Source organism: Allobosea sp. P5_A5 (assembly GCF_056400625.1).
In genome coordinates, this window is the sequence record NZ_JBFUKY010000011.1 from 1 (window position 1) to 25897 (window position 25897).

At 64.9% G+C, this 25897-nt stretch carries 25 protein-coding genes; 9 read left to right on the plus strand and 16 right to left on the minus strand.

From position 1 onward, the window contains the following. The first annotated feature begins 72 nt into the window (after positions 1-72). Positions 73-830, plus strand: a protein-coding gene (locus AC1DR6_RS18890) for an IS5 family transposase (protein WP_476830811.1) whose coding sequence is annotated in 2 segments (ribosomal slippage) — positions 73-406 and positions 406-830 — 759 coding nt in all. Because the reading frame shifts where the segments join, the coding sequence is not laid out codon by codon here. A gap of 139 nt (positions 831-969) precedes the next feature. Here the strand turns inward: AC1DR6_RS18890 and AC1DR6_RS18895 are convergent. The 9 genes from AC1DR6_RS18895 to AC1DR6_RS18935 form a co-directional block, all read right to left on the minus strand. Continuing rightward, entirely contained in the window at positions 970-2016 is a 1047-nt protein-coding gene (locus AC1DR6_RS18895) for an ABC transporter substrate-binding protein (protein ID WP_476830812.1), read from the minus strand. A 36-nt stretch (positions 2017-2052) separates the two neighbouring features. Then, positions 2053-3111, minus strand: a complete 1059-nt coding sequence (locus AC1DR6_RS18900) for an ABC transporter ATP-binding protein (protein ID WP_476830813.1) — start codon at positions 3109-3111, stop codon at positions 2053-2055. A gap of 20 nt (positions 3112-3131) precedes the next feature. Next, the gene (locus tag AC1DR6_RS18905) at positions 3132-3950 is read right to left on the minus strand and encodes an ABC transporter permease (protein ID WP_476830814.1); all 819 of its coding nucleotides are present in this window, start codon (positions 3948-3950) and stop codon (positions 3132-3134) included. Positions 3951-4108: 158 nt separating this feature from the next. Then, entirely contained in the window at positions 4109-5344 is a 1236-nt protein-coding gene (locus AC1DR6_RS18910; RefSeq protein WP_476830815.1) for a metal-dependent hydrolase family protein, read from the minus strand. A gap of 85 nt (positions 5345-5429) precedes the next feature. Next, the gene (locus tag AC1DR6_RS18915) at positions 5430-6665 is read right to left on the minus strand and encodes a metal-dependent hydrolase family protein (RefSeq protein ID WP_476830816.1); all 1236 of its coding nucleotides are present in this window, start codon (positions 6663-6665) and stop codon (positions 5430-5432) included. Positions 6666-6676: 11 nt separating this feature from the next. Then, positions 6677-7297 (minus strand): TetR/AcrR family transcriptional regulator, encoded by a 621-nt coding sequence (locus AC1DR6_RS18920; RefSeq protein WP_476830817.1) that lies wholly within the window; start codon positions 7295-7297, stop codon positions 6677-6679. 193 nt (positions 7298-7490) lie between these two features. Then, positions 7491-8234: an aspartate/glutamate racemase family protein gene (locus AC1DR6_RS18925; protein WP_476830925.1), complete on the minus strand. Its 744-nt coding sequence runs from the start codon at positions 8232-8234 to the stop codon at positions 7491-7493. Positions 8235-8251: 17 nt separating this feature from the next. Beyond that, the gene (hydA, locus tag AC1DR6_RS18930; protein WP_476830818.1) at positions 8252-9673 is read right to left on the minus strand and encodes a dihydropyrimidinase; all 1422 of its coding nucleotides are present in this window, start codon (positions 9671-9673) and stop codon (positions 8252-8254) included. Between the two features lie 19 nt (positions 9674-9692). Beyond that, the gene (locus tag AC1DR6_RS18935; RefSeq protein WP_476830819.1) at positions 9693-10400 is read right to left on the minus strand and encodes a GntR family transcriptional regulator; all 708 of its coding nucleotides are present in this window, start codon (positions 10398-10400) and stop codon (positions 9693-9695) included. Positions 10401-10663: 263 nt separating this feature from the next. On the opposite strand from AC1DR6_RS18935, the gene AC1DR6_RS18940 reads away from it, so the two are divergent. The 5 genes from AC1DR6_RS18940 (at position 10664) to AC1DR6_RS18960 (ending at position 15420) form a co-directional block, all read left to right on the plus strand. After that, on the plus strand, positions 10664-11713 hold the full coding sequence (locus AC1DR6_RS18940) for an ABC transporter substrate-binding protein (protein WP_476830820.1): 1050 nt from the start codon (positions 10664-10666) through the stop codon (positions 11711-11713). Positions 11714-11790: 77 nt separating this feature from the next. Then, positions 11791-12867, plus strand: coding sequence for an ABC transporter ATP-binding protein (locus AC1DR6_RS18945; RefSeq protein ID WP_476830821.1), 1077 nt, complete (start codon positions 11791-11793; stop codon positions 12865-12867). Beyond that, entirely contained in the window at positions 12864-13694 is an 831-nt protein-coding gene (locus tag AC1DR6_RS18950) for an ABC transporter permease (protein WP_476830822.1), read from the plus strand. The genes AC1DR6_RS18945 and AC1DR6_RS18950 overlap by 4 nt, the downstream gene beginning before the upstream one ends. Further along, positions 13691-14491, plus strand: coding sequence for an ABC transporter permease (locus AC1DR6_RS18955; protein ID WP_476830823.1), 801 nt, complete (start codon positions 13691-13693; stop codon positions 14489-14491). The genes AC1DR6_RS18950 and AC1DR6_RS18955 overlap by 4 nt, the downstream gene beginning before the upstream one ends. Positions 14492-14493: 2 nt before the next feature. Then, entirely contained in the window at positions 14494-15420 is a 927-nt protein-coding gene (locus AC1DR6_RS18960) for an allantoinase PuuE (RefSeq protein ID WP_476830824.1), read from the plus strand. A 34-nt stretch (positions 15421-15454) separates the two neighbouring features. On the opposite strand, the gene AC1DR6_RS18965 is transcribed toward AC1DR6_RS18960, so the two are convergent. Genes AC1DR6_RS18965 through AC1DR6_RS18995 form a run of 7 tightly spaced genes read right to left on the minus strand, consistent with a single transcriptional unit; the run spans position 15455 to position 22687 of the window. Further along, entirely contained in the window at positions 15455-16981 is a 1527-nt protein-coding gene (locus AC1DR6_RS18965) for an amidohydrolase family protein (RefSeq protein ID WP_476830825.1), read from the minus strand. A 49-nt stretch (positions 16982-17030) separates the two neighbouring features. Beyond that, positions 17031-17882, minus strand: a complete 852-nt coding sequence (locus AC1DR6_RS18970; RefSeq protein ID WP_476830826.1) for an NHL repeat-containing protein — start codon at positions 17880-17882, stop codon at positions 17031-17033. Positions 17883-17899: 17 nt separating this feature from the next. Beyond that, a complete protein-coding gene (locus AC1DR6_RS18975; RefSeq protein ID WP_476830827.1) occupies positions 17900-18814 on the minus strand; it encodes a polysaccharide deacetylase family protein in 915 nt (304 codons plus the stop codon). Between the two features lie 22 nt (positions 18815-18836). Further along, positions 18837-19655 carry an ABC transporter permease gene (locus AC1DR6_RS18980; protein WP_476830828.1) on the minus strand — a complete coding sequence of 273 codons (819 nt, stop codon included), beginning with the start codon at positions 19653-19655 and terminating at the stop codon, positions 18837-18839. Between the two features lie 10 nt (positions 19656-19665). Further along, the gene (locus tag AC1DR6_RS18985; RefSeq protein ID WP_476830829.1) at positions 19666-20532 is read right to left on the minus strand and encodes an ABC transporter permease; all 867 of its coding nucleotides are present in this window, start codon (positions 20530-20532) and stop codon (positions 19666-19668) included. Between the two features lie 9 nt (positions 20533-20541). Further along, on the minus strand, positions 20542-21570 hold the full coding sequence (locus AC1DR6_RS18990; protein ID WP_476830830.1) for an extracellular solute-binding protein: 1029 nt from the start codon (positions 21568-21570) through the stop codon (positions 20542-20544). A 19-nt stretch (positions 21571-21589) separates the two neighbouring features. Continuing rightward, on the minus strand, positions 21590-22687 hold the full coding sequence (locus tag AC1DR6_RS18995; RefSeq protein ID WP_476830831.1) for an ABC transporter ATP-binding protein: 1098 nt from the start codon (positions 22685-22687) through the stop codon (positions 21590-21592). 319 nt (positions 22688-23006) lie between these two features. On the opposite strand from AC1DR6_RS18995, the gene AC1DR6_RS19000 reads away from it, so the two are divergent. The 3 genes from AC1DR6_RS19000 (at position 23007) to AC1DR6_RS19010 (ending at position 25877) form a co-directional block, all read left to right on the plus strand. Then, positions 23007-24101 (plus strand): LacI family DNA-binding transcriptional regulator, encoded by a 1095-nt coding sequence (locus AC1DR6_RS19000; protein ID WP_476830832.1) that lies wholly within the window; start codon positions 23007-23009, stop codon positions 24099-24101. A 122-nt stretch (positions 24102-24223) separates the two neighbouring features. Next, positions 24224-25054: a carbohydrate ABC transporter permease gene (locus AC1DR6_RS19005; RefSeq protein ID WP_476830926.1), complete on the plus strand. Its 831-nt coding sequence runs from the start codon at positions 24224-24226 to the stop codon at positions 25052-25054. Then, positions 25044-25877, plus strand: a complete 834-nt coding sequence (locus AC1DR6_RS19010) for a carbohydrate ABC transporter permease (protein WP_476830833.1) — start codon at positions 25044-25046, stop codon at positions 25875-25877. The genes AC1DR6_RS19005 and AC1DR6_RS19010 overlap by 11 nt, the downstream gene beginning before the upstream one ends. The last annotated feature ends 20 nt before the right edge of the window (positions 25878-25897 follow it).

Consider the following 25897-nt stretch of genomic DNA (forward strand, 5'->3'; position numbering starts at 1 on the left):
TAGGGCTCGGACCCATAAAGAGGTTGGCACCGCTGGCTCTGTATGATTCACGGCTTCCCGGAGGAGGCCCGGATGAATCGGGATCGTTTCTGGCTCACGGATGCGCAATTCGCGCGGATCGCACCGCATTTGCCGACGGACACGCGTGGCAAACCGCGTGTTGATGACCGCCGGGTGATCAGCGGGATCGTCCATGTCCTCAAGTCAGGCGGGCGCTGGATCGATGCGCCGCCCGATTACGGGCCGCGCAAGACGCTCTACAATCGTTTCGTGAGGTGGGCCGGTAAAGGTGTGTGGATCGATATCTTCCATGCGCTGGCCAGTGCAGGCGGCCCCCCAGCGCAGGTCTTGATCGACTCGTCGGCCGTGAAGGCGCACCGCTCGGCCTCGGGGGGAAAAGGGGGGAGCGTAACCAGGCCATCGGCCGCTCGCGCGGCGGGCGCACGACCAAGATCCACGCGCTGACCGATCGCGATTGCCGGCCCATCGCCTTCCTACTCACCGGCGGACACGTCGCCGATTGCACGGCCGGATCGATCCTGCTGCAGCGGCTGCCGGCCGCCCGCATCCTCCATGGCGACAAGGGCTACGACAGCAACGCCATCCGCCGGCAGGTCGAGGAGAACGGCACCATGCCCAACATCCCGCCCAAGGCCAACCGGCGCTGGAAGAACTGCTTCTCCCCGGTCCTCTACCGCGACCGCAACGCCATCGAACGGATGTTCTGCCGCCTCAAGGATTTCCGCCGCGTCGCCACGCGATACGATCGAAACGCCGTCAACTTCCTCGCAGCAGTCTGCATCGCAGCGACCGTCAGCTACTGGTTATGAGTCCAGACCCTAATGCCGAAGGCGTGAACCCGGAACCCACGACTAGGCAAACGATCGCGGCTGTCGCAAATGCAAGTCTTACCCAGTCGTGGGTTCCGGGTTCGCTCCTGCGGAGCGCCCCGGAATGACAAGGGGGGCATCACGCTTTGAAGACCTTGTCCCACCATTCCTTCATCGCCGAATCGTTCTTGGCGAGGAAGGCGTAGTCGAGGTCCTTCAGGCGCTTTTCCTCCTCGGCCGTGAAGCCGATGCGCTTCTGCAGCGCCGGATCGACCGCGAGGCCGGAGACGGTGCCGTTATAGCCCATGTCGACAGCGAAGGCCTCCTGCGGAGGCTTGGCCAGCATCGCGTCCATATAGGCGTAGGCGTTGTCTTTGTTGGGGGCGTTCTTGGCGATCACGAAGCCGGAGACGTAGACCGGAATGCCTTCGACGGGCGAAACCGCCTCGCAGGGGATGCCGGCATTCTGCCACTGCACCACGCGCGCCTTCCAGATGGCGCTGATCCCGACTTCCTCGTTCTTCATCGCCTGGGCGAAAGCCTCGTTCGTCGGATAGACGCGCCCGCCGGCCTTCTTCACCGCGAGCAGGATTTCCTTGGCTTTGTCGAGGTCGTTCATGTCCTTGCCGTCGGTCGCGACCATCGAGGCCGCGATGAAGACCGACTGGTACTGGATGTCGATGAAGCCGATCTTCGACCCCCATTTCGGGTCGAGCCAATCCTTGAAGCCGGTCGGCGCGGGCGAGATCAGCTTGGGATTGTAGATGACGACGTTGCCGGAATAGATCTGGCCGACGCCGTAAGGGTACTTCATCGTCGGCAGCAGGTTCTTGGCGTTCGGCAGCTTGGCGTAGTCGATCGTCTCGGTGACGCCCGCTTCGCTCATCTCGAACATATTGGCGGCGGAAAAACCTTGGATATCGACCGTGCCGCGCGGCAGGCGCTTTTCGGCGACCATCTTGGCCCGGCGCGGCGCATCGCTCGCCTGGTCCTGAACGACCTCGATGCCCTTGGCCTTGAGGATCGGGTCCTCGATGTTCTTGGTCAGCAGCCGGGCGTAATCGCCGCCCCAGGTGCCGACGACCACGCGGCCGCCGGATTGCGCCAGCGCGGGGAGACCTGGCGCCCCGGTCAGGGCCAGTGCGGCTGCTCCCTTGAGAACAGTCCGTCTGTCGAATGCCGTCATGGTGTTATCCCCTCTCTTTATGATGCCACGCGAGGCTCATGCCCCATGCGGATAAACGAGGCCGGCGTCCTCGGCCCAGCCGATCGTGATCGTCTCGCCCGGTTTGGGCTCGGCGAGGCCCGGCCGGTTCGGGATCTGAAGCAGCATGCGGTCCTGCCCGTCGAGCGCGACCTGAACGTCCAGTTGCGGGCCGAGATAGGATGCGTGCATCACCTGCGTCGCGAAGCGGTTCGGCAGGCCATCCGCATCAGAGCCGATCGCAATCCGCTCCGGCCTTAGGGCGAGTGTCGCCTTCCCGCTCGCGGCGGCGGCCGAACAGGCGACGTCCCGTCCGCCCGTGGTACGGAACCGGCCCGGGGCCGTGACCTCGCCCTCGAGGAAGGCGCTGCGTCCGATAAACCCTGCGACGAACCGGTCAGCCGGCTTCTCGTAAAGCTCCCGCTGCGTGCCGATCTGGCGCACCTTGCCATCGTCCATCACGACGAGGCGATCGGCCATGGTCAGGGCCTCTTCCTGATCATGCGTCACCATGATCGTGGTGAGCCCAAGCTTGCGCTGCAATTCGCGGATTTCGACCCGCACCTCCAGCCGCAGCTTGGCGTCGAGGTTGGAGAGCGGCTCGTCGAGCAGCAGTACCTGCGGCTCCATCGCCAGCGCCCGGGCCAACGCGACGCGCTGCTGCTGGCCGCCGGAGAGCTGGCGCGGATAGCGCTCGTCGAACCCTCCAAGCTGGACCAGCCGCAAGGCCTCGGCGACACGCGGCCCACGCTCCACTGCGGGCACCTCGTGCATCTCCAACCCGAAGGCGACGTTCTGGGCCACCGTCATGTGCGGAAACAGCGCGTAGCTTTGAAAGACGAGGCCGCAATGGCGCTTCCACGGGGGAAGGTTGGTGACGTCGCGCTCGCCGATCGTGATCCGGCCACCGCTCGGCGGAATGAAGCCCGCGACCATCCGCAGCGTCGTCGTCTTGCCGCAGCCGGAGGGTCCGAGCAGGACCAGAAATTCGCCATCCGCCGCCGCGATATCGACATCGTCGACGACCGTCAGGTCGCCATAGCGCTTCGTCAGATGAGAGATCGAAAGGCGCGCCATTACAAGAGACCTGCCATCCGTCACACCACCCGGCTCAGTTTGACATAGCGATCGGTCACGAGCATCGCCGCGCCGATCAGGACGATCTGGATCAGCGAAGCCGCCGCCACCGTCGGATCGATCTTCCATTCGAGATATTGCAGGATCGCGATCGGCAGCGTCGTGCGGCCTGGCCCGACCAGAAACAGGCTCATCTCCAGATTGCCGAAGGAGGTGACGAACCCGAACAGCGAGGCCGCGACGAGACCGGACCGGATGCTCGGCAGCGTCACGCGCCAGAAGGTCGTGAACGGACCAGCGCCAAGGTTCTGCGCCGCCTCTTCGATCGACCGGTCGAAGCCTGCCAAGCTCGCGGTCACCAGCCGAACCACCCAGGGGATCACGACCAGCGTATGCGCCGCGATCAGCCCCCCGAGCGACCCCATCACCGGGATCTCGGTGGCGAGCTCCACCTCGATCTGGAAGACATAGGTCGCCGTGCCGAGCACGATGCCGGGCATCACGAGCGGGAGCAGCAGCAGGGTCGAGATGCCCGGCCCCAGCGGAATGCGATGCCGCATCAAGGCGAGACTGGCGGGCACGCCGAGCAGCAAGCCGATCAGCGTGGAGGCCACCGCGACTTCAAGGCTGAGGATGAAACCGTTGATGAAAGGCTTGTTCTCGGCCGCAGCCTTGAACCATTGCAGCGAGTAACCTTCCGGCGGAAAAGACGGGATCTCCTGCCGGAAGAAGGCAAGCCAGGTCACGAAGATCAGCGGCAGCAGGATGAAGCCAAGCGCCAGCCCCGCTGCCCCGTTGAGGGCATAGCGGCCAAATCTCAGGGAGCCCGCGCCCGTCACCAGGCAGCCTTGTCGCGCCGTGCGCGTTCGTTTGGCCGATTCACTGTTGCCACTGAAGACACCGCCACCTCATTCACCCGCGAAGCTTGGCACCAAGTTACAAACAGTCAAGCCGGTTTCTTATGCCCGACTGAGCAAGCGAGAGGCAGGTGATGCCGTCAATGCATCGTGTTCTTGTAGAAGGCGCCGCCCTTGATGATCGCGGCCATATGCTTGCCCTGCTCCTGAAACAGCCCGAAATCCTTGAGCGGATCGCCGTCGATCAGGATCATGTCGGCATAGGCTCCCGTCTTCAACGTGCCGAGCTTGCCTTCCATGCGCAGGATTTGGGCACCGACCGTCGTCGCCGAGCGGATAACCTCGATCGGCGACAGGACTTCGCGTCGCAGCAGGAACTCGCGCGACTGCTCGACCTGCAATTGCCCGAGAAGGTCGGACCCGAAGGCGACAGGCACGCCAGCCCGCTTGCAGATTTCTAGCGAGCGCAGCCCGCCATCGATCACGAGGTCGTTCTTGGCCAGCATGTCGCCGGTCATGCCGAACTCGGCGGCGCGCTCCTTCATGGCGTAATAGGCAACGAGATTGGCGGTGAGGAACATGTTGTTCTGCGCCATTAGCTTGGCCGAGGCGTCGTCGATCAGGTTGCCGTGCTCGATCGCGCGCACGCCGCATTCCGCCGCACGCGTGATCGCCTCCGGCGTATAGGCGTGGGCGCAGACATAGCGCCCGAAGGCCTTGGCCTCCTCCACCGCCGCCTTGACCTCGTCGACGCTGAACTGCATCGAGTCGAGCGGGTCGTAGGGCGAGGCGACACCGCCCGACATCATGATCTTGATGTGGTCCGCACCGAGCCGCATCTGCTCGCGCGCCGATTTGCGCACCGACGAGACACCGTCGGACACGTTCATCGTGTAGGCCATGGCGTTGCAGCAATGGCAGCGCGCTCCAAAGTCGGTGCGCCGGCGCGGGTCGCTGTGTCCGCCGGTCGGGCCGATGGCCGCGCCCGCGATGAAGAGCCGCGGGCCGGCGACGTCCCCCTTCTCAACCGCTTCCTTGATGCCCCAATCGGCGCCGCCGGTGTCTCTCACACTGGTGAAGCCACGGTCTAGCATGCCCTTCATCAGCCGGACGGCGCGCGCCGTCATCAGCGTGAGCGGCATGCTTTCGAGGGTCCGGATATAGACCTCCGAGAGGAAGACATGGACGTGGCTGTCGATCAGCCCCGGCATCAGCGTGCGCCCGCCGCAATCGATCACATCGGCGTTCGCCGCCTTGAGCGGCTTTTCCGATAGCTCGCGGATCTTGTCCCCCTCGACGACGAGCTCGTAGCCACCGCGCAGCTCCCCGAATTCGGGTTCGAGCAGGGCGAAATTCTTGAAATGCAGCGCTGTCACATCCGCCTCCGAACCTGAAATATTAGGCACGCCCTCAGGCGCTTGTCGACGGCCGGCCGCTTGCGCGAAGCCAACCGCGAATTCCTCAGCTCAAGCTCGTCCGCTTGATGAACTCGCCGCCCTTCATGATCAGCGGCATGTGGCGGCCCTGCCGGGTCAACAGCGAAAGGTCCTTCAGCGGATCGCCGTCGACGACGACGAGGTCGGCATGAGCCCCCGGCGCAACCACACCGATCTTGCCTTCGAGCTTCAGCAGCCGCGCCGCGATGAAGGTCGCCGACGCGATCACCTCCTGCGCGGGGAGCGCGCGCCCGCGAATGACGAACTCCTCGGACTGGTAGCGATGCATCTCGCCGAGCAGGTCGCTGCCATAAGCCATGGCAAGGCCGGCCTTCTGCATGATCCGCAGCGATTCCATGCCGGCCGAGCGCACGATATCGACTTTGGCGACCGAATCCGGCGGAAAGCCGAGCTTCGGCCCGTCGGAGACCAGCTTGTCGTAGGTCACCAGCGTCGGCACCGCGACCGCGCCTTTGCTGGCGGCGAGCGTGGCCGTTTCGGCCTGGATCAGATTGCAGTGCTCCAGCGAGTGCACGCCGGCCTCGACGCAGCGGCGGATCGCGTCATCGGTGTAGACATGCGCCGAGACATAGGTCCCGGCCATGCGCGCCTCCTCGACGATGGCTTCCAGCTCGCTGACGGAATAGCCGAGGAAATGGATCGGATCGGTGGGGGACGCGCAGCCGCCATTGGCCATGATCTTGATGAAGTCGGCGCCGCCCTTCAGCTCCTCGCGCGCCGCGCGCCGAACATCTGGAACGCCGTCGCAGATGCGGCCAAGCGCGCCGAGGCGATGGCGCTCGATCACGCTCGGCCGGTCGTCGTATCGGCCGCGGAAATCGGCATGGCCGCCGGTCTGGCTCAACGCCTTGCCTGCGATGACGAGGCGCGGCGTCGGGAAATGCCCCTCCTCCGTCGCCTGCTTCAGCCCGAAATCGGCGCCGCCGACATCGCGCACCGTTGTGAAGCCGCGCAGCAGCATCTCGCGCATGATGACGAAGGAGCGCGCGGTCACCAGAGAATCCGGCAGGCGCGCATTGGCGCCAAGATCCGCGACCCCCGCGATGACATGGACATGGGCATCGATCAGGCCCGGCATCAACGTCCGGCCCTTGAGATCGATGGTCTTCGCCTTGGCGGACGTGAGCGTCTTGCCGACCTCGCGGATCGTCCCGCCCTCGACGAGGACGCTGACCGGCTCGGCCGGCTCGGGCGCGGTCCCATCGACGATGCGGGCATTGGTGAAGAGCGTGGCGGCCACGGGCTGTTCCTTCAGGCGATAGGCGAGGATGTCGGAGCGTCTTCGAGCTGGCTGGCGGAGCCGACCGGTTCCATCGGAAATTGCTGGCTGACCTGGGCTTTCCAGAACCGGAGCATGCCTTCGTAATAGGCCGGATCGCCCGGGCGCAGGATCGTCTGGCTGATCATGCCGCGCACAAGGCACATCGTCGCGTTCATCACCGTGCGGGTATGGTCCGGGTCAGCCCCGGCCCGCACCGCGAGCGCGGTCCAGATCGCATCCAATCCGGCATGGAACTCTCGCACTGTCGCAATAAGCTGCGCGCGGAAAGCGTCGTTGTGGCGCGCCTCCGGCAGAAATTCCATCGTCACATAGAAGAGCCGATCGTCCATCATCTGCCAGATGTAGTCGACGATCTCATCGCTCGAGCCGCCTCGCTGCATGAATTCCTCGGCAAAGCGATGCAGATCGCGGGCGGTCTTGCTCAACAGATCCGCGACGGAGGCACTGATGATCGCCTCCCGACCGGCGAAATGATGCGTCAGGGCGCCGCGCGAAACACCGGCGTGGCGGGCGATGTCGGAGGTGGTGGTGCGGGCCAGGCCCTGCTGGTGCAGCAGGTCGATCGCCGAGCCCATCAGCCGCGCCGACATCTCCGCGCTCCGCTCCTGCTGCGATCGCCGCTTCGCCGGGTTCTGCTCGCGCTCCATCACACGAAACGTCGCCCGGAACTTTCAAACAATCAAGATTGTTTTTGCTGTTGGGGCTCGATAGGCAAGGCCGCGCCGCCGCTGTCCGGTTCGCCGCTTCGTGCGGCGAGACACTGCTGAGCAGCTTCGCTCAGCGCTATGAGCCCGATATCAGCTTTTGCAGCGCTTCTGAGAGCCCCAGGCTCGGCACCGGCGGAGGCAGGGCGAGATCGCCATGCAGCGGCTTGGCCGTCGCTGCCCGGGCGGCCTCGATGGCCGCGGCAAAGCCTGTTTCGACCGAGCAGAGCACAGGAACGCTCACCATCGGCTGAATGCGTGCGGCCAGGCCGGCGAGCCCCGCCCCGCCCAGGATGACGGCACCGGCCCCGTCCCGCGAGACCGTTTCGCGGCAGGCCGCCGCGAGCAGCGCAAGCGAACCCTCCGGATCGGCCGCGATATCGCCCCCCGTCGGAGCGACCGTGACGATGGCGGCGAGCTTATCGGACAGTCCGATGGAGGCGACGAACTCCGTCAGAATCGGCCCCCAACGCTCGCCGCCGGTCACGATCGAGAACCGGTCGCCGAGCGCAGCGGCGCGTTGGCAGGCGGCCTCGGCCATGCCGATGACGGGAACGGTCGCGAGTTCCTTGAGCGCCAGCAGTCCGGGATCACCGAAGCAGGCGAGATAGACCGCGTCGCAGTCGGCGCCCTCCCGCGCGTAGGCATCGAGCGCCGCATGTCCAGCAATGGCGCCCGCGCTGCGGCTCGAGATATAGCGCGCCCCGAAGCGACCCGTCGCAGGCTTGAGGGAGATCCCGGCCGGCGTCAGGGGCTCCAGCACGCGCAGCACCAGCGCCGTCATCTCCTCGCTGGTATTGGGATTGAGAACCAGGATATTCATGTTCTGCCCTTTGCGCATCAGGCTGCATCCTTTGCGACGCTGTGGGCATAGGTGGAGCGCGCGCGCCGGACATAACCTCCGATGCCGGGCTGCGCCTCCATCTCGCCATCCCGCACCACCACACGTCCCCGGACGATGGTCGTCATGGGCCAGCCCCTGACCATGATCCCTTCGTAAGGCGTATAGTCGCTGCCGTGATGAAGCAGGGCTTGGCTGATCGTCACCTCGCGGTCGGCGTCCCATATGGCAATGTCGGCATCCATGCCGATGGCGATGGAGCCCTTGTTCGTCAGCCCGTACATCTTCGCGTGGTTGGTCGCCGAGAGAGCCACGAACTCGTTCAGGCTGATGCGTCCCTTGCCGACTCCCTCCGAGAAGAGGATCGGCAACCGTGTCTCGATGCCGGGGATGCCGTTGGGCACCCAGCGAAAGGATGTCCGCCCTTTCGGCGCCAGCTTGCCGGCGGGGTCATCATATCGGAACGGGCAGTGATCGGACGAGAAGGTCTGGAAGACGCCGTTGCGCAGCCCTTCCCAGCAGGCGATTTGGCTGGCCTCGTCACGCGGTGGCGGCGAGCAGACATATTTCGCCCCCTCCATGTTGAGGCCCTCCATGTCCTTCTCGGTCAGCACCAGATATTGTGGGCAGGTCTCGCCGTAGACCTTGAGGCCGCGTGCGCGAGCCCGCACGATCTCGTCCATCGCCTCGCGGTTCGAGACGTGAACGATCATCACGGGCACGTCGATGAGTTCCGCCAACGAGATGGCGCGATGGGTCGCCTCGCGCTCGACGGGAATAGGCCGCGAGGTGCCGTGGAACTTCGGCGCGATGTGGCCGCCCTGCTCCAGCCTCTGCGTCAGGAAGCGGATCGCATCGTAATTCTCGGCATGGACCATGACGAGCGCGCCGGTCGCGCGCGCGACGCTCATGACCTGCAGCATCTCGTAATCGGCGAGCGCTAGGCCCTCATAGGTCATGAAGACCTTGAACGAGGTGTAGCCGTCCGCGATCAATGCGGGCAGGTCCTGTCCCAGCACCTGCTCGGTCGGCTCCGAGATGACCAGGTGGAAGGAGACGTCGGTGTAGCAGCGCCCGTCCGCCAGCGCATGATAGGCCTTCACCGTTTCACGTAGGCTCACGCCCTTCTCCTGGACGCAGAAGGGCAGGACGGTCGTGTTGCCGCCAAAGGCGGCCGAGCGCGTGCCGCTCTCGAAATCATCGGCCATGATGATGCCTTCGCCGCTCGGTTGGGCGAGGTGGACATGGCTGTCGATGCCGCCGGGCAAGACGAGCTTTCCAGCAGCGTCGATCGTGTCGCGAGCAGGCCCGAGGTCGTGTCCCAGCGCGACGATGCGCCCGTCGCGGATGCCGACATCGCAGGCGAAGGTGTCGGAGGCCGTCGCGATGGTGCCGTTCGCGATGATCAGATCGTAGCTCATGGGCTTGCAGTTCCCTTGCTCAGGCGATCGCCATCGCGGCGCCTGCGGTTTGATGGCTCGCGATTTCTTCACGCAGCGCATCCTCGAGCGAAGGCCCGACCGGCTCGCATAAGGTCGGCTTCAAGCGCGTTTCCACGAGCGAAAGATGTGTCGTCATCGCCTTGACGGCCTTTCCCCGCTCGCGCCCGGCCAGCGCGCGGAAGATGGCCCGGTGTTCGTCGCAGCCGCAGGCGGAGCCGGCCGACGTCTCGTAGCGTTTCACCAGCATCAGCGTGCGGCTGATGAGTTCCTGGGCCTGGCGTTGAACAAGCGGGTTCTGCGTCATCTCGGCCAGCAGATAGTGAAATTCGGCCGAAAGCTTCTGCCAGATCCCCTGATCGCCGCTGCGCAGGGCCTCGGCTTCGGCCTCGACATGCTGGCGCAGCCTCTCGACCTGAAGCGGCGTCAGATGATCGGCGAGATAAGCGGCCATGCCGCTTTCGAGAATGCGGCGCGCCTCGTAGACCATATGGCTTTCGCGAAGATCGGGCTCGATGGTGAAGGCGCCGCGGTGCTTGACCATGTCCAGCAGGCGCTCGGCGCCCAGCCGCTGCAGGACCTTGCGAATGCGCTCCCGGCTCACCCCGAAAAACGCGGCCAGACGATGCTCGCCGAGCTTGGTCCCGCCCGGAAGCCGCCCGGCGCGCAGCACCCCGACCAAGATCGCGTGAATCTCTTCTTCCTGCATGAGACGATTATCGCGACTGCCCGTGCGAAGGCCAACCCGGCGCATGCGCATTCTTTCGGCATACGAGCATCATATGAGGCACAATAGAGATAGCATTGTGCACAAAAATTGAAAGAGCGAACAGGGTCGAGCGCGGAAATTCTCTTCAAAAGATTACGCTAATAAATTGATATTTAAGGCACTTTAGTCAGTGCGTGACCAGAGACCCTAGTTGGCATGTCGGTTGCTGAGGAGAGCTCACCTCTCTTCCGAAGGGACCCGTCATGAATGCTTTCCCTGCCGTCCGCCTGAACCGCCGTTCTGTCCTTGTCGGCATCGCCGGCAGCGCGACTATGATCGCGGCCCCGTCCGTCCTCCGTGCCCAGACCAGAGAGCTGGTCGTCGGCGGTGCGGCTGGTCACAAGCCCTGGGTCGAGCAGATCGTCGTCCCGGCCTTCGAGAAGAAGTACAACTGCAAGGTGATTTTCGAGGGCACGCGATCGCTCGTGAACCTCGAGAAAATGCAGAAGAACAAGGACAAGCCGTACATGTCGGTCGTCCAGATGGACGACCCCGTCATGATCCTGGCGGTCAAGGAAGGATTGCTCGACCCGCTGACGCCCGCCAAGGCGCCGAATATGGCCGACCTGCTGCCCGGCTCGACCCATATGGACGCTATGTGGGCCAATTATCTTCAGCCCTGGCTGGGCATCGCCTACAACAAGACGGCCGTGAAGGCGCCCCCGGCATCATGGGCCGAACTGTTCGACCCCAAATACAAGGGCCGCGTCGTCATTCCCTCTCTTCAGAACACGGAGGGTCTCCCCATTCTCTTCGCCGCCGGCCTCCTGACCGGCGCCTCACTTGACACGGCTCAGAAGAACACCGATGCGGGTTTCGCGAAAGTCGCGGCCCTCAAGCCCAATCTCCTGACGATCTACACCCAGCAGCCGCAGGCCTATAACCTGCTCGAGCAAGGCGAGGCCCATCTCATCGGTCCCGCCATGTCGTCCTATTGCCTGGAGCGGAAAGCGGCAGGCGCGCCGATCGATCTCGCCGCGCCGAAGGAAGGCGTGTTCGCCATGCCGTCCGGCATCGCGGTGATCAAGGGGGCGCCCCAGGCCGAACTCGCCTTCGCCTATGTCAACGAGCTGCTCGGTGCCGAGATGCAGAGCAAGCTCGCCGGCCCAACCTTCTCGCTCGCGACGAACAAGGCCGTCCCAAGACCCGAAGGGCTCGGTGCCGACGTCAAAATCTTCCAGATCGACTGGGCCAATGTCGCTGCACAGCGCAACGACTGGATCAAGCGCTGGGACCGAGACATGGCCATCTGAACGAGCTGCCGCCGTCGATCTTCGATCACTGCGGTCGATTCTGAAAGTTTAGAGCCTGGCTCATCGGGAGCAGCCCATTGCGATCGGTCTTTCTGGACATCACCGGCGCCGGCAAGCGGTTCGGCCCAGCGACCGTGCTCGACGGCGTCGACCTCAAGGTCGGCAAGAGCGAGTTCATCTCGCTTCTCGGTCCCTCGGGCTGCGGCAAGACCACCTTGCTGCGCATCGTCGCGGGACTGATGCGGCCCGACGGCGGCAGCGTCGTGCTGGACGGCGAGGAGATCACGCGCAAGCCACCGCACCGGCGCGACGTGAGCGTCGTCTTCCAGAATTACGCGCTCTTTCCGCATCTCACCGTCGGGGAGAACGTCGCCTTCGGGCTGAAGGCACGCGGCGCGCCGGCCGATACGATCGCGCCGATTGTCTCGCGTTTCCTCGGCCTCGTGCAGATGACGAGCTTCGCCGACCGCTCGGTCAGGGCGCTTTCGGGCGGCCAGCAGCAGCGCGTCGCGGTCGCACGCGCGCTCGCCGTCGCGCCGAAACTCCTGCTGCTGGACGAGCCGTTCTCGGCCCTCGACCGGAAGCTGCGCGAAGCCATGCAGATCGACCTTCGCCGCATCCTGCGCGACGTCGGCACCACCGCGATCTTTGTCACGCATGATCAGGAAGAGGCGCTGACCATGTCGGACCGTATCGCGGTGATGCATCGCGGTCGAATCGAGCAGCTCGACAGCCCCTCAGTGATATACCACCGCCCCGCCACGCCGTTCGCGCTGGATTTCGTCGGGCTGTCGAGCCGCCTGCCGGGCACGGTCCTCGGGACCAACCAAGGCGTCGTCTCCGTCGAAACCGCGGCCGGAACGATACGGGCGCCGGGCGGCTTCGTGCCCCGCAGCCGAGTGGTGCTTGGCGTCAGGCCCGAACGGGTCACCATCGGCGGCACCGGCGAAAATCGCCTGGATGCGACCCTGCTTGACGTCGTCTTTCAGGGCGCCCGCGTCCAGCTCCATTTCGCCGCCCCGGAGGGCGGGCGGATCATGGTCGAGGCGCAGGAGGCCCCGGCCGGGGTCGAAGCGGGCACCACCTTGCCGTTGAGCTGGCGGATCGACGACACGATGATCTATCCGGAACCGCAGGAAGGACCGGCGGCATGAGCGCCGGCCGCCGTCTCGACCCCATCGTGCTACTGGCCCTGCCCGCAGTCACCTATCTCGGGATCGTCTACGGGTTGCCGCTGGTCTTCCTGCTCGGGCGCAGCCTTCTCAGCCCTGGTGGCCTGGCCGCCTTCGCGGGCTTCTTCGCCGATCCCTTCAGCTGGACCGTGCTGGCCAATACGCTGCGCAGCGCGGCGCTGGTCACGCTGCTGTGCCTCGCGATCGGCTACCCCACCGCTCTTGTCCTCGCGCGGGCCGGTGGCCTGGCGCAGGCGGCGATCCTGATCGCGATCATTCTGCCGCTCTCGGTCGGCGTTGTGGTCAAGGCGTTCGCCTGGCAGATCGTCCTGCGCCGCGACGGCATCGTCTCGCAGATCATGACGGGCCTGGGGCTCTGGAGCGAGCCGCAGCGCCTGCTCTTCACCGAAACCGGGCTGGTCATCGGCGCGGCCAACATCTTCGTGCCCTTCATGATCCTGCCGATCTACTCGGTGCTGAAGCTGATCGATCCGCGGCTGGGCGAGGCCGCGGCGACCCTGGGCGCCACGCCGATCTACCGCTTCGTCAAGGTGGCGCTGCCGCTGTCCCTGCCCGGCATCGTCACCGGGATTGCCTTCGTCTATTCGATGGCGGTGTCGATGTACGTCATCCCCAGCCTGGTCATCGGCGACCGGTTCCAGACGCTGGCGACCCTGACAGGCCGCTCCTTTCTGTTCATGCGCAACGAGCAGCTCGGCTCGACCACCGCCGTGGTGCTGCTGGCGCTGGCCGTGTCCATCGTCGTGGCAAGCTCCTGGCTGTCTCGACGCCTGGGAGGCGCATCGTGACGCCGATCGAGACCATCACCCGCTGGCTGTGCGGTGCCGTGGCGGCGTTGACGGTGCTTTTCCTCATGACGCCGCTGCTGGTCACGGCGGCCGTCTCGTTCGGTTCGAGTGCGGTCTTCACCCTGCCGTCGCCGTCCTGGTCTCTGCGCTGGTACGAGGCGCTGGCCCGCTCGCGCGATCTGTGGCCGCCGGTCTTCACCTCGCTGCAACTGGCCGCGCTTTCGACCGCGATCGCGCTCGTGCTCGGCACGCTTTGCGCCATCGGCCTGCTGCGCGGCGATTTTCGAGGCCGAGAGGCGGTCGTCACCTTCTTGGTCTCGCCGCTGATGCTGCCCGGTCTCGTGATCGGCATCGCCATGCTCGAGGCATTCCGCGCCGCTGGCTTGCGCGAGGTGTGGCCGAGCCTTCTGCTCGCCCATGTCGTGATCACGCTGCCCTATGTGGTGCGGACGGTCTTCGCCTCGCTTTCGCTGTTCGACTTCGCGCTGATCGACGCGGCGCGGACGCTGGGCCTGACCTATCCGAAGGCCATCATGAAGGTGCTGGTGCCATCGCTGGCGCCGGCCTTACTGACCTCGGGGATGTTCGCTTTTCTCGCCTCGATGGACAATTATCCCATCTCGATCTTCTTCACGGATGCCTGGACCAAGACCTTGCCGATTCAGATGCTGCAATATGTCGAGGAAAGCCCCGACCCCACCATCGCCGCGATCTCGACGCTGCTGATCCTGCTCTCCATCGCTGTTCTGGTGATCGGCGACCGGCTCGTCGGCCTGCGCCACATGGCGGAGATTTGACCATGCTGCCCGACATCACCACCGATCGCGATTTTCGCGGCTATGGCGAGGCTGTACCCAGCATCCGCTGGCCGAATGGCGCGCGCCTCGCCGTCAACCTCGTCATCAATGTCGAGGAGGGCGGCGAACTCAGCATCGGCCAGGGCGACGAAAAAAACGAGTCCGTCTACGAGGTCGTCGAGGAGATCCCCGGCGTTCGCGACCTCTGCATGGAGTCGCATTTCGAGTACGGGACACGTGCAGGCTGGCCGCGCATCCGTAAGCTTCTCCAGGCCTATGGCGCGCATGGCACCGTCAACGCCATCGGCCGCTCGCTGATGATCTCGCCCTGGCTGGCGCAGCAGGCGGTCGCTGATGGCCATGAAGTGGCGGCGCATGGCTGGCGCTGGGAGCGCCACGCCACCATGACGGAGGAGCAGGAGCGGCTGGTTATCGCGCGCACCGTCGAGGCGATCACTCGCACCGCCGGCAGCCCGCCGTGCGGCTGGCACACGCGCTCGGCCACCTCGCCGAACACCCGCAGGCTGCTGCTGGAACAGGGCGGCTTCTTCTACGATTCCAACGCCTACAACGATGATTTGCCCTATCTGGTCGATGTCAGCGGGCGAGACCATCTCGTCCTGCCCTATTCCTTCGACACCAACGACATGCGCTTCACCCGCAATGGCGGCTTCGTCTTCGGCGACGATTTCGCGCGCTATTGCATCGACGCGTTCGACCGCCTCTACGACGAGGGCGCGAGCGCGCCGCGCATGATGACGGTCGGCCTGCATCTGCGTATCATCGGGCGGCCGGGTCGGATCGGCGGTCTGGAGCGTTTCCTGGCGCATGCGGCCTCGAAACCCGGCGTCTGGTTCGCGCGACGTGACGAGATCGCGCGGCACTGGCTCCAGCAGTCCGGCCGCGAGGACCTGATCGGCGGGCGCTGAGACGACGGCTGACGCAATGCCTATCGACAGCCCTTCATCGGCTCGCGCGGCTCATCGTCATGCCGTCGAGATAACCATCGTAAAACCGCCGGACATGCGGCATGACATCGCCCGCAAGCCGCATGCGCTCGATCTCGGCTGCGGTCTTCGGCCGCGACAAAAGCTCGGCGATTTCGGACAGCACAGCCTCCCGGTCCACCTTCAGGAACCGCCCCTCCCGATAAATCCATTCGCCCGCGACCAGCACGGCATGGACCGACCGGGCCTTGGCGCGCTGCACCAGCACCTCGACGAAACCAAGCGCATCGTCCTGATAAGGCCAGGTGACCGACTGCCATTCGAACAGCACGCAATCCGCCGCCATCCCCGGTGAGAGCCGGCCGATCTCGCCCGCGAAAGGCGTGGTGCGTGCTCCATGCTCCGTCGCCATGCGCAGCACCTGCGCTGCAGAAGGATGGGCCGCGTCGATGCCCGGTTGGCGATGAGCGCGCAGCGCCATGCGCATCTCCTGCAACATGTCGCGATCGTCGTTAATACCCGCCTCGTCGATGCCAAGCGCGACCGGGATCGCCTCGGCGAGAAAGCGGTTCACCGGCGCGATACCACTCTTCAGCCGGAAGTTGGACGAGCAGTTATGGCAGACGCAAACGCCGCGCTCGGCCGCCAGCGCGATGTCGGCTTCGCTCATCCAGACGCCGTGTCCGATGGTGAAGCGTGGCCCGAGCAGTCCGAAGCGGTCGAGATGCGCGAGCGCGGAACCGCCGGTGCGCTTCAACGCGTATGCCTTCTGGTAGGGCGTCTCCAGGACATGCATGTGCACCGGCAGGCCCGTTCGCTCGGCGAGGCCCGCCGCAGTCTCCAGCGCCTCATCCGAAAGCCAATGCAGATTGGCGGTAGCGATTTGCACCCTGATCCGCTCGCCATCCCCATGGCGCCGCAACAACTCGTCGAAGATCGCGACCTGATCCGCCAGCGCAAGCGTGAAGCGTTCGAAATAGGCGACGAGCGCCGGCCGCAATTCTGCTGGAACCCGCGCCACAAAATCCCGGTCGGCTTCGTAAACGAGGCGGTTCTGGTCCCGCAGCGCCATCGAATAGGAGGCCCGCATGCCGATCCGCCGGTAGGCGCCGATCACCTTGTCCGCAGCCGCCAGCACGGCTTCCGGCGCGCCCGGCGCACGACTGTGCAGATGCTGGACGGTCGTGACCCCGCTCTCGATCATCTCGAAGGCGGAATACAGCGTGTCCAGTTCGAGATCGACGTCGCGAAGGGCCAGGCGTGATGCGAACCAGAGTTCCAGCGGATGGTCCGGCGAGCCGAGCTGCAGCGGCGTCAGTCCGACATGATGATGCGCGTTGACGAAGCCTGGCGTGATCGCGAACCCTGCCCCGCCCTCGACCAGCGCGTCGGGCGATTGGGCGCGTAACGCGTCGACAGCGCCGAGCGCCGCCACTACGCCGTCCCGGATCAGGATCCCGGCATCGGCATGCAGAATCGGTGCGCCACCGTTATCGAAGCCTTCGAGCAGGGTCGCGCCCCAGACGATGCGATCCGTGGTCATCAGTGCCTCCAATCGTCCGGTCGTCGGCGCGGTCTTGCGGCACCAGGCGTCATGACAGCAGGACGAGCCGCGTCAGCCGGCTGGGATTGCTTTCGGCCAGCAGGATGTCACCGTTCCCCATGCCGAAGAGCCCGTGTGCTCCGTTGAGCATCGGCCGGCAGCGGCCTAGCCGTTCGCCCGCAGGGCCGATCTTCTGGAGGCTGGGGATCAGGTCCGTCACATAGCTGTTGCCCTGCGCATCGCCCCAGATCGCGACGGGCTGGTGGAAATGCGTCCAGCTCTGCAGATAGCTGCCGTCGGCATCGAACACCTGAACCCGGTTATTTGTCCGATCGACCACGACGACGCGCCCGTCGGCATGGGCCCAGATCGCATGCGGCCAACCAAACTGCCCTTCGCCGCTGCCCTGGCTGCCCCAGCTTCGCATGTGGACGCCATAGGCGGAAAAGCGATGAACGCGGCTCGCCGCATAGCCATCCGCGACGTAGATATCGCCCCAGGCCGAGACATGGACATCGGCCGGATGATTGAACGGCGAGAGTGGCTCGCCGCGAGCGCCCAGTGCGCCGAGGCGCTCGCCCGAAGGCGAGCAGATGATGACCTCGTGCATGTCGCGGTCGACGCAGAGCAAGCGGCCTTGCGCATCGGAGGTCAGCATATGGGAATCGGCGATCAGGTCCCCACCCCAGCCGCCGAGATAGCGACCATTCGGATCCAGTTCGATCACGCGCGGGTCGTTCGCCTGCGTCAGCGGGTCGTGCCGCAGCATGACAAACGCATGTCCGCGCCCATCGACGGTGACATCCGTGACGAAACCGCTATTGGGCGGCCAGGAGCCGAAAGGCCGCTCCACCCGGTAGCGCGTGTCACCGAGGGCGACGACGAGTTCCTGCGTTTGCATTGCCTGTCCCTGTTCGCTCAGTCGCCTCGGTAGGGATGGACCGTGTGCCAGTGCCGGGCGATGTCCAGCCGGCGCGTGACCCAGACGCCCTCATGGCTCTGCACGTAGTCGAGGAAGCGTGCCAGACCTGCGGCGCGCGCCGGATGGCCGATCAGGCGCATATGCAGGCCCACCGACATCATCTTGGGCTGGGTCGCGCCCTCAGCGTAGAGCATATCGAACGCATCCTTGTGCCAGTCGAAATAGTCGTTCGACGTCGCGAAGAAGCCCGAGCCGAACTTGCCGTCATTGTTGACGAGCGAATAGGGCACGACGAGATGCGGCTTGCCGTCGGCCGTCTTCCAGTAGGGCAGCTCGTCATCATAGGCATCGGAATCGTAGAGGAAGCCGCCCTCCTCGACGACCAGCCTGCGCGTGTTGACGCTGGGTCCGTAGCGGCAGTACCAGCCAAGCGGTCGTTCGCCGACCGTAGTCTCCAGCGAGCCGATCGCCCTGGCGATGTGCTCGCGCTCTTTCGCCTCGGTCAGGTCGTAATGCTTGATCCAGCGCCAGCCATGGCTGCAGACATCGAAGCCGGAGGCTTTGATCGCAGCGGCAGCCTGCGAATTGCGCTCGAGGGCGAGCGCGCAGCCGAACACCGTCATGGCTAAGCCGCGCTCCTGGAACAGCCGCATTAGCCGCCAGAAACCGACGCGGCTGCCATAGGCGAACATGCCCTCCCCCGCGAGGTCGCGGCCCTTCACCCCGGTCGGCAGGCCGTTCGCCTCGGTGAGGCCGAGTTCGGTGTAGCCCTCGCCGTCCTGCACGGACGGTTCGGAGCCTTCCTCGTAGTTCATGACGAAATTGATCGCGATCCGCGCGCCTTCGGGCCACTTCGGATCGGGCGGGTTGGCTCCATACCCGATCAGGTCGCGATCGTAGATCGGCTGCATGCGGAGGCTCCAGCTCAGGCGCTCAGGCGCTCATGCGCTTCGTCAGACCGGTCAGCCGGTCCATGACGAGCATGAGAAGCAGGGTGGCGAGGATGAGCACGCCGGCGACTGCGGCGATGCGCACGTCGAGCGTTGATTCCATCATGCCCCACAGCCGGATCGGCAGCATCCCGGTGCGCGCCGTGGACAGGAAGAGCGACACCGGGACGTTGTCCATCGACGATACGAAGGCGAGGAAACAGCCGGCCGCGATGCCGGGCGCGATCAGCGGCAGCGTGATGCGCCGGAAGGCATAGAGCCGGCTTGCGCCGAGGCTCTGCGAGGCCTCGATCAGCGTCGCGTCGAGCTGCGTCAGGCTCGCCAGCGTCGTGCGGAAGATGAAGGGCGCGACCACGACGAGATGCGCCGCGATCAGCAGGTTCAGCGACGGCCGGATGCCCAGCACCGAGAAGAACATCAACGCCGCGAGTCCGTAGGACAGAGCTGGCAGAACCAGCGGCGAAAGGAAGCTGGCCTCCAGAAGCCGCGCCGAAGGTCGGCTCACCCGCGCGACCGAAACCGCCGCCATGACCGACATGACCATGCCGACGATCGTCGCCACGGCGGCGACCCAGACGCTGTTCCACGCCGCCATGTGGATCTGCGCCGAACGCACGGGGTCGAACAGCTCCTGATACCAGCGCAGCGACAGCCCGGGCGGCGGGAAGCGCAGGGTCTGGGTCGTGGTGAACGACGTCGCGATTACGATCAGCACCGGCCCGATCAGGATCGCGATGGCGAGGCCGGCCAGCAGGCCGACGACCCAGCGATAGGAGATGTCCGCGACGGTCGCACGCTGCACGGGTCTTTCCTCAATCCGTCCGGGCGAAGCGGCCGAGCAAGCCGAGCGCCATAATGCCCGCGAGAACGGTGAACAGCAGCGTCAAGGACGCCACCGCTGCGAAGGGCCAGTTATAGAGCACGGTCGCCTGCTGGTAGATCAGCGCCGGCAGGTAGACCAACCGCGCACCACCGATGACCGTCTGGGAGATGAAAGCCGTCGTCGCCGAGGCGAAGACGAGGGTCGCGCCAGCCACCCAGCCAGGCAGCGTCAGCGGCAGCACCACCTTGAAGAAGGTGCGCCACTGCGAGGCGCCCAGCGCACGGGAGGCATCGACAAGGTTCTGGTCCATCCGGCTCATGGTCGTCAGCAGCGGCAGCAGCATGAGCGGCATCTCGATCTGCGTCAGCGCGATGACGAGGCCGAGTTCCGTCTGCAGCAGGTTGAGCGGCGCCGCCGTGAGCCCCAGGCCCATCAGCATCTGGTTGGCGACGCCTTCGCGCGCCAGGATTACGATCCACGCGAAGGTGCGGATCACGACGGAGGTCAGCAGGGGCATCAGGATGATGAAGGTCAGCACGCGTTGCAGCCGCGGTCCGCAGGCCCGGAACACGAGCGCGAGCGGATAGGCCAGGACCGTCGTCGCGGCAACGGCGAAGACGCCGAGCTTCAGCGTGTCGACGATGACCTTGAGATAGAACGGGTCGCTGTAGAACTTCAGCCAGGAGTCGAGCCCGAACCGCGTCTGTTCGGCATCGGCGTAGAAGCTGATGCCGAGCAGGATCGCGAAGGGCGCGCCGAAGAAGACAAGATAGGTGAGCCCGAGCGGCGCCGCGAGGCCCCACTCGACTCTTGGCCCGGAAGCAGCGCTTCCCGGCAAGGCAATCGCCCCGCCCATCGCGGCCGCCTACTTCGTGATTTCCTTATTGAAGCGCTCGATCCAGGCCGCCCGCTGCGGATTGATCTTGGTCCAGTCGTGCGTGACCATCTTCGAGAGTTCGTCCAGCGACTTGATGTCGAGCGCGGGATCCAGCGGCGTATCCACGTTGATCGGCACCATGTTGTAGGGCGCCTTCTGCAAGGCGTCCTGGATCGGGGCCGAGATCGCTGTGTCGATGTATTTGTAGGCGGCGTCGACGTTCTCCGCGCCCTTCACGATGTGCAGCGTCGTCTGAAAGGTGATCGAGCCCGATTCCGGCGCGATATAGGCGATATCGACGCCCCTGCCCTTCAGGATCGAGACCGTGTTGGTGTTGCCGTACATCACATCGACCTGCCCTTGCTGAAACAGGCCCGGCAGGGCGGCCGGCGCCGCGATGGCCGCAACCTTTGGCACGGCGTCCTTCAGCGCCTTGAAGGCTGGCTCCATATTGTCGATGCCGCCGCCGAACGCCTTGGCGATCTCGATCAATGAAACCGTGCCGAAGGTGGTCTGGAACCCGGTCAGGCCGAGCCGCTCGACATAGGGCGACTTGAACAGGTCTGCCCATGTCTTCGGTGGCGTCGCGAATTTCTTAGGATTGTAGGCGATGCCGACGACCTGCGCGTTGCAGGTGACCGCATGCGAGCTGACGAGCCCCTTGGGGAGTTTGGCCGCATTGGGGAGCTTCGTGGCGTCGATCGGCTCGAACAGCCCGGCCTGCATCGCCGCCGCCGCAGGGCCCGGGTCGAGCACGAAGCAGTCGAAAGGCGGCAGGCCACGGGCAGCGCGAACCTTGGCGACCTGATCGACCGCAAAAAGCGAGTCGAAGGCGACATCGACGCCGTAGGTCTTCTTCAGCGCCGGAGTGACGACGTTGCGGTAAGCTTCCTCCCAGGTGCCGGGATAGATCGCAGCCGTGAGGCTGCCGGCGGCGCGCGCAGGAAATCCGACACCCGTCAGGGCTGCAACCGTGCCGAGGCCAGCCAGCAGATCGCGACGATTGATCATGGTCATCTCTTGCTTCCCTTGGGTTCTAGGCTCGGGTCTTCGGAAACAGGGCTGGTCGCGCATGCGGGGCGAGACCGCAGAAGGCGGCATCCGGCAGGCGGATGGCTTCGCCGGGTCGGCGCGAAGCGGCGATCTTGAGCGAGAGCCGGCCCGGCGCGGACACGTCGTGGATCAGCTCGCCGCCGATGGGCAGGCTGAATTTGGGCGTGACGGCGAAAGCGTCGTCCGCTGGCACCTCGCTCAGCTTCATCTGCTCAGGGCGAACGGAGACGATAACGGGGGTCCCAGCGGCCAATCTAAGAGGCGAGGCCACGCTCCAGATCGCTCCGGTGGCAAGTTTGACCTGATATGCCCCCTCACCGACCCTTTCGACGACGCCGTCGATCAGATTGCTCGAGCCGATGAACCCGTTGACGAAAAGATTGGCAGGTTCGTCATAGATCTGGGTCGGTGTGCCCACCTGCTCGATGCGCCCCTGGTTCATCACGGCAATCCGGTCAGCGATCGCCATGGCCTCGTCCTGGTCATGCGTGACCATGATCGCCGTGAGCGCGAACTGACGCTGCAAGCGCTTGATCTCGATCTGCATGTCGAAGCGCAGATTCTTGTCGAGCGCGGCAAAAGGCTCGTCCAGCAACAGGATTCGCGGCCGAATGGCGAGCGCGCGCGCCAAAGCGACGCGCTGCTGCTGGCCTCCGGAAAGCTGGCCCGGTTTTCGCTCCGCCATCGCCTCGAGCTGGACGATCGCCAGCATCTCGGCGACGCGCGCAGCCTGCTCCTCTCGGCTTTCGCCACGCGCCGCGAGCCCGTAGGCGACGTTCTGCGCAACCGTCAGATGCGGGAACAGCGCATAGTTCTGGAAGACAATGCCGATCTCGCGACGGCTCGGTGGCAAGCGATCGACCGCCTTGTCGCCGATGACGACCTTTCCGTTACTCTGTTCGACGAAGCCGGCGATGATCCGCAGCAGGGTTGTCTTACCGCAGCCCGAGGGACCAAGCAGCGCGACCAATTCGCCCGGCCTGACCTCCAGCGTGACATTGTCCACGGCGAAGGCGCCGCCATAGCTGTGGGTGACACCGTCAAGCGTAAGCGGCTGCCCGACAGCGGCGGCGGCGGTCATCGAACAGCCTCAGTCGAAAACAGGTGCTGCAGACTGGCGGACAGGGCCCGAGAGATTGGAGGAGGCTCAGAAAATCGGCCTGCGACTTCTGCGTTTTGCATTCTCAAGAGCCGCGCCCGCCTTGCCTTATTCACCTGACGGCGATGCAAAGTGCGTGCCGCAAAAGTGAAATTCCCGACGAAAAGCACTGGCGGGCTCTTGAGAAGGCGGAGTGCTTTTCCCCGCCCATGCGCTTCCGCTTCGTCCGTTAACACGCGGGTTGTATGGCTATGTCGTATCTGTTAAACGTTTTTCTACGAGATCGCGGACAAGGCTTCCGATGAAAAATGGACGCGCGACAATTCGGGACGTTGCAGCCCGTGCGGGGGTTTCGATCGCGACCGTCTCGAATGTTTTCAGTGGCAACAAGCCGGTGAATGCCGATTTGCGCGAGCGCGTTCTACAGGCTGCCAACGTGCTTTCCTACCAGGTCGATCGCGCCGCCTCGCAACTGCGCTCAGGCCAGGCCCGCGTAGTCGGCGTCCTCGTTCCCGATCTGGACGACGTCTTCTTCACCTCGCTGATCTCGCAGCTCGAAGTGCTCGCCCAGAAGGACGGCTACGATATCCTCATTGCCAGCTCCCGGGACGATCTGGGGCAGGAGCAGTCGCGGCTGCGCGCCCTGCTGGCCTGGCGCCCGTCGGGGCTGATTGTCGTGCCCTGCTCCGATGCCGTCCCTGAAGTGCTTCGCGGCGAAATCGGCCGGCTGCCGATCGTCTTCGCCGATCGCGTATCGCCGGAGGGTTCGGTCGTCGACACTGTGGCGATCGACAATCACGAAGCCGGAGAGATCGCCGCGAGGCATCTTCTCGGCAAGGGTCATCGCGATATCCTCGTTGCAGCCTCCAGCCCTGCCATTTCGCCGATCCGCGAGCGCATTCGGGGTGCCTGCGAGCTAATTCATAGCACGCTCAACCGCGAGCCGACCGTGATCGAACTCGGCTCCAACGCCGATCGCGGCGCCGCGGCTTTCCTGCATTGGCTCGAAAGGCACAATCAACCGAGCGCTGTCATCGCGCTGACCAACGTGACGACGCTGAGCACGCTCTCGGCGTTCGCCCGGATGCGGATGGACATTCCTGACGCCGTCTCCGTCGTCGGCTTCGACGATTATCCCTGGATGAGCGCCCGTAAGACCGGCCTAACCGCGATCCGCCAGCCTCTCGCCGATATCGCGGAAGCAGCCTGGAGCCGGCTGCGGGCTCGTATGGCCGGAGACGCAAGCCCGCCCAGCCACTCGGTGCTGCAGGCCAGCCTGCAGGTCCGCGATTCTGTACGCGACCTCGCAGTGGCAGCAGAGCACGGCAGCGGCCGTGATGCCGGTCCGCTTCCGGATCCGGAAAGGACCTCGAGCTCACCCAAAGCGGTACACTGACGAAGACAACGACGGACGCGCAAGCGTCACAGCTACCGGGTCACGAGAGCCCGGAGTGAAAAGAAGTCCCGGAGGAAAAAGTGCGTCTACCATCGGCACGATTGCTGCCATTGTTGGCCCCAGTGCATCTGCTCATCCTGAGCGTGATCGTGCTGCCGTCGCTCTATGTTGTCTGGCTGAGCCTGAACATATCGAGCTTCGGCCAGGCGCCAAGCTTCGTTGGATTGCAAAACTATTGGCGCGTCCTCACCGATCCGGCGTTCCACAGCGCGCTCTGGAATACGGTCGTGATTGTCATCGTCGCGGTGCATCTGGAGCTGGCGGTCGGCCTCGGCATGGCTCTGCTGTTTGCCAGTGGTCTGCCGTTCCGGCGGTTCCTGCTCGTCGCGGTGCTCGCGCCCTATGCCGTCAGTGAGGTCACGGCAGTGGTCATCTGGCGCTTTTTGTTCGATCCCGATGCTGGGCCGATGACATTGGCACTTATGGCGCTCCATCTGCCGACGCTCGACTGGTCGTTCGAGCCGTCGCATGCGATGGTCCTGATCGGCCTGTTGACGATCTGGCTGCACCTGCCTTTCACCTTCGTCATCATCTATGCGGCCCGCCTTGCCATTCCCGCAGAGCTCTACGAAGCCGCGCGGATCGACGGCGCAACCCGCTGGCAGGCTTTCCGCCGCGTGACGTTGCCGATCCTCACGCCGGCAATGCTGATCGCCCTGCTCTTTCGATACATCTTCGCGTTTCGCCTGTTCTCGGAAGCCTGGCTTTTGACCAAGGGCGGACCGGCGCGCTCGACGGAGGTCGTGGCGATTTACCTCTATCAGGAGGCCTTCAGCTTCAACGCCTTCGGCTCTGCCGCCGCCACAGCCTGGATCATGGTCATCGCTTCGCTGGTGCTGGCCGGGCTGTACGTCCTCATGCTGCGGCGCACGGGGGCGGCCCATGCGCACTGAACGTTTCCTCTTCGGCGCCGGCAAGGCGATTGCCGTCGCCGCGATCCTGATCTGGTCGCTATTCCCAATCCTATTCATCGCGATGTCGTCGCTGAAGCCAGGGCCGGACATCTTCGCAGTGCCGCCGAAATGGCTCTTCACACCGACGGTGAAGCATTACACCGAGCTCTGGCGGTCCTGGGGCGTCTTCTTCGAGGGCCTGCTCAACAGCCTGCTGATCACCATCGGCGCAACGCTGCTCGCCATCGTTGCCAGCGCCTGTGCCGGATATGTCTACTCGCGACATTCGGGACGCTGGCTCAATGCCAGCATGGGTGGTCTCATCATCGTCCGGCTGATCCCGCCGATCGTGGTGACGCTGCCGCTGTTCCCGATCGTGAATTGGCTCGGTCTCAGCGATACGCATCTCGTGCTGATCTTGCTCTATGCGACCTTCTTCGTCTCGCTCGGCACCGTGCTGATGCGCACGTTCATGGACCAGATCCCGCGAGAACTGGACGAGGCCGCCTCGATGGACGGCGCCAGCCGCCTGACCATCCTGCGTAAGGTCATGATGCCGCTGGCGATGCCCGGTGTGCTTGCGGTGGCCGTCTTCGTGGTCGTCTTCTCATGGAACGAGTTCCTCTTCGCCTTCATCTTCACCGCGACGAAGGCCAAGACCGCGCCGCTCGTGATCTCCGAGATGATCGGCTCCATCGACGGCGTCGACTGGGGGATCCTGTTTGCTGCCGCGACGGTGCAGCTCGTGCCCGTCCTCGTCTTCGTCATGTTCATGAACCGCTACCTCGTCGCCGGCCTCACCGCCGGATCGACGAAAGGATAGCCAACCAAAAAAGGGAGGAA

Coding starts and splice junctions, on each gene's coding strand:
- AC1DR6_RS18895 (WP_476830812.1), bottom strand. CDS start 2,016: ATGACGGCATTCGACAGACGGACTGTTCTCAAGGGAGCAGCCGCACTG.
- AC1DR6_RS18900 (WP_476830813.1), bottom strand. CDS start 3,111: ATGGCGCGCCTTTCGATCTCTCATCTGACGAAGCGCTATGGCGACCTG.
- AC1DR6_RS18920 (WP_476830817.1), bottom strand. CDS start 7,297: ATGTCGGCGCGGCTGATGGGCTCGGCGATCGACCTGCTGCACCAGCAG.
- AC1DR6_RS18925 (WP_476830925.1), bottom strand. CDS start 8,234: ATGAATATCCTGGTTCTCAATCCCAATACCAGCGAGGAGATGACGGCG.
- hydA (WP_476830818.1), bottom strand. CDS start 9,673: ATGAGCTACGATCTGATCATCGCGAACGGCACCATCGCGACGGCCTCC.
- AC1DR6_RS18935 (WP_476830819.1), bottom strand. CDS start 10,400: ATGCAGGAAGAAGAGATTCACGCGATCTTGGTCGGGGTGCTGCGCGCC.
- AC1DR6_RS18940 (WP_476830820.1), top strand. CDS start 10,664: ATGAATGCTTTCCCTGCCGTCCGCCTGAACCGCCGTTCTGTCCTTGTC.
- AC1DR6_RS18950 (WP_476830822.1), top strand. CDS start 12,864: ATGAGCGCCGGCCGCCGTCTCGACCCCATCGTGCTACTGGCCCTGCCC.
- AC1DR6_RS18960 (WP_476830824.1), top strand. CDS start 14,494: ATGCTGCCCGACATCACCACCGATCGCGATTTTCGCGGCTATGGCGAG.
- AC1DR6_RS18965 (WP_476830825.1), bottom strand. CDS start 16,981: ATGACCACGGATCGCATCGTCTGGGGCGCGACCCTGCTCGAAGGCTTC.
- AC1DR6_RS18970 (WP_476830826.1), bottom strand. CDS start 17,882: ATGCAAACGCAGGAACTCGTCGTCGCCCTCGGTGACACGCGCTACCGG.
- AC1DR6_RS18975 (WP_476830827.1), bottom strand. CDS start 18,814: ATGCAGCCGATCTACGATCGCGACCTGATCGGGTATGGAGCCAACCCG.
- AC1DR6_RS18985 (WP_476830829.1), bottom strand. CDS start 20,532: ATGGGCGGGGCGATTGCCTTGCCGGGAAGCGCTGCTTCCGGGCCAAGA.
- AC1DR6_RS18990 (WP_476830830.1), bottom strand. CDS start 21,570: ATGACCATGATCAATCGTCGCGATCTGCTGGCTGGCCTCGGCACGGTT.
- AC1DR6_RS18995 (WP_476830831.1), bottom strand. CDS start 22,687: ATGACCGCCGCCGCCGCTGTCGGGCAGCCGCTTACGCTTGACGGTGTC.
- AC1DR6_RS19000 (WP_476830832.1), top strand. CDS start 23,007: ATGAAAAATGGACGCGCGACAATTCGGGACGTTGCAGCCCGTGCGGGG.
- AC1DR6_RS19010 (WP_476830833.1), top strand. CDS start 25,044: ATGCGCACTGAACGTTTCCTCTTCGGCGCCGGCAAGGCGATTGCCGTC.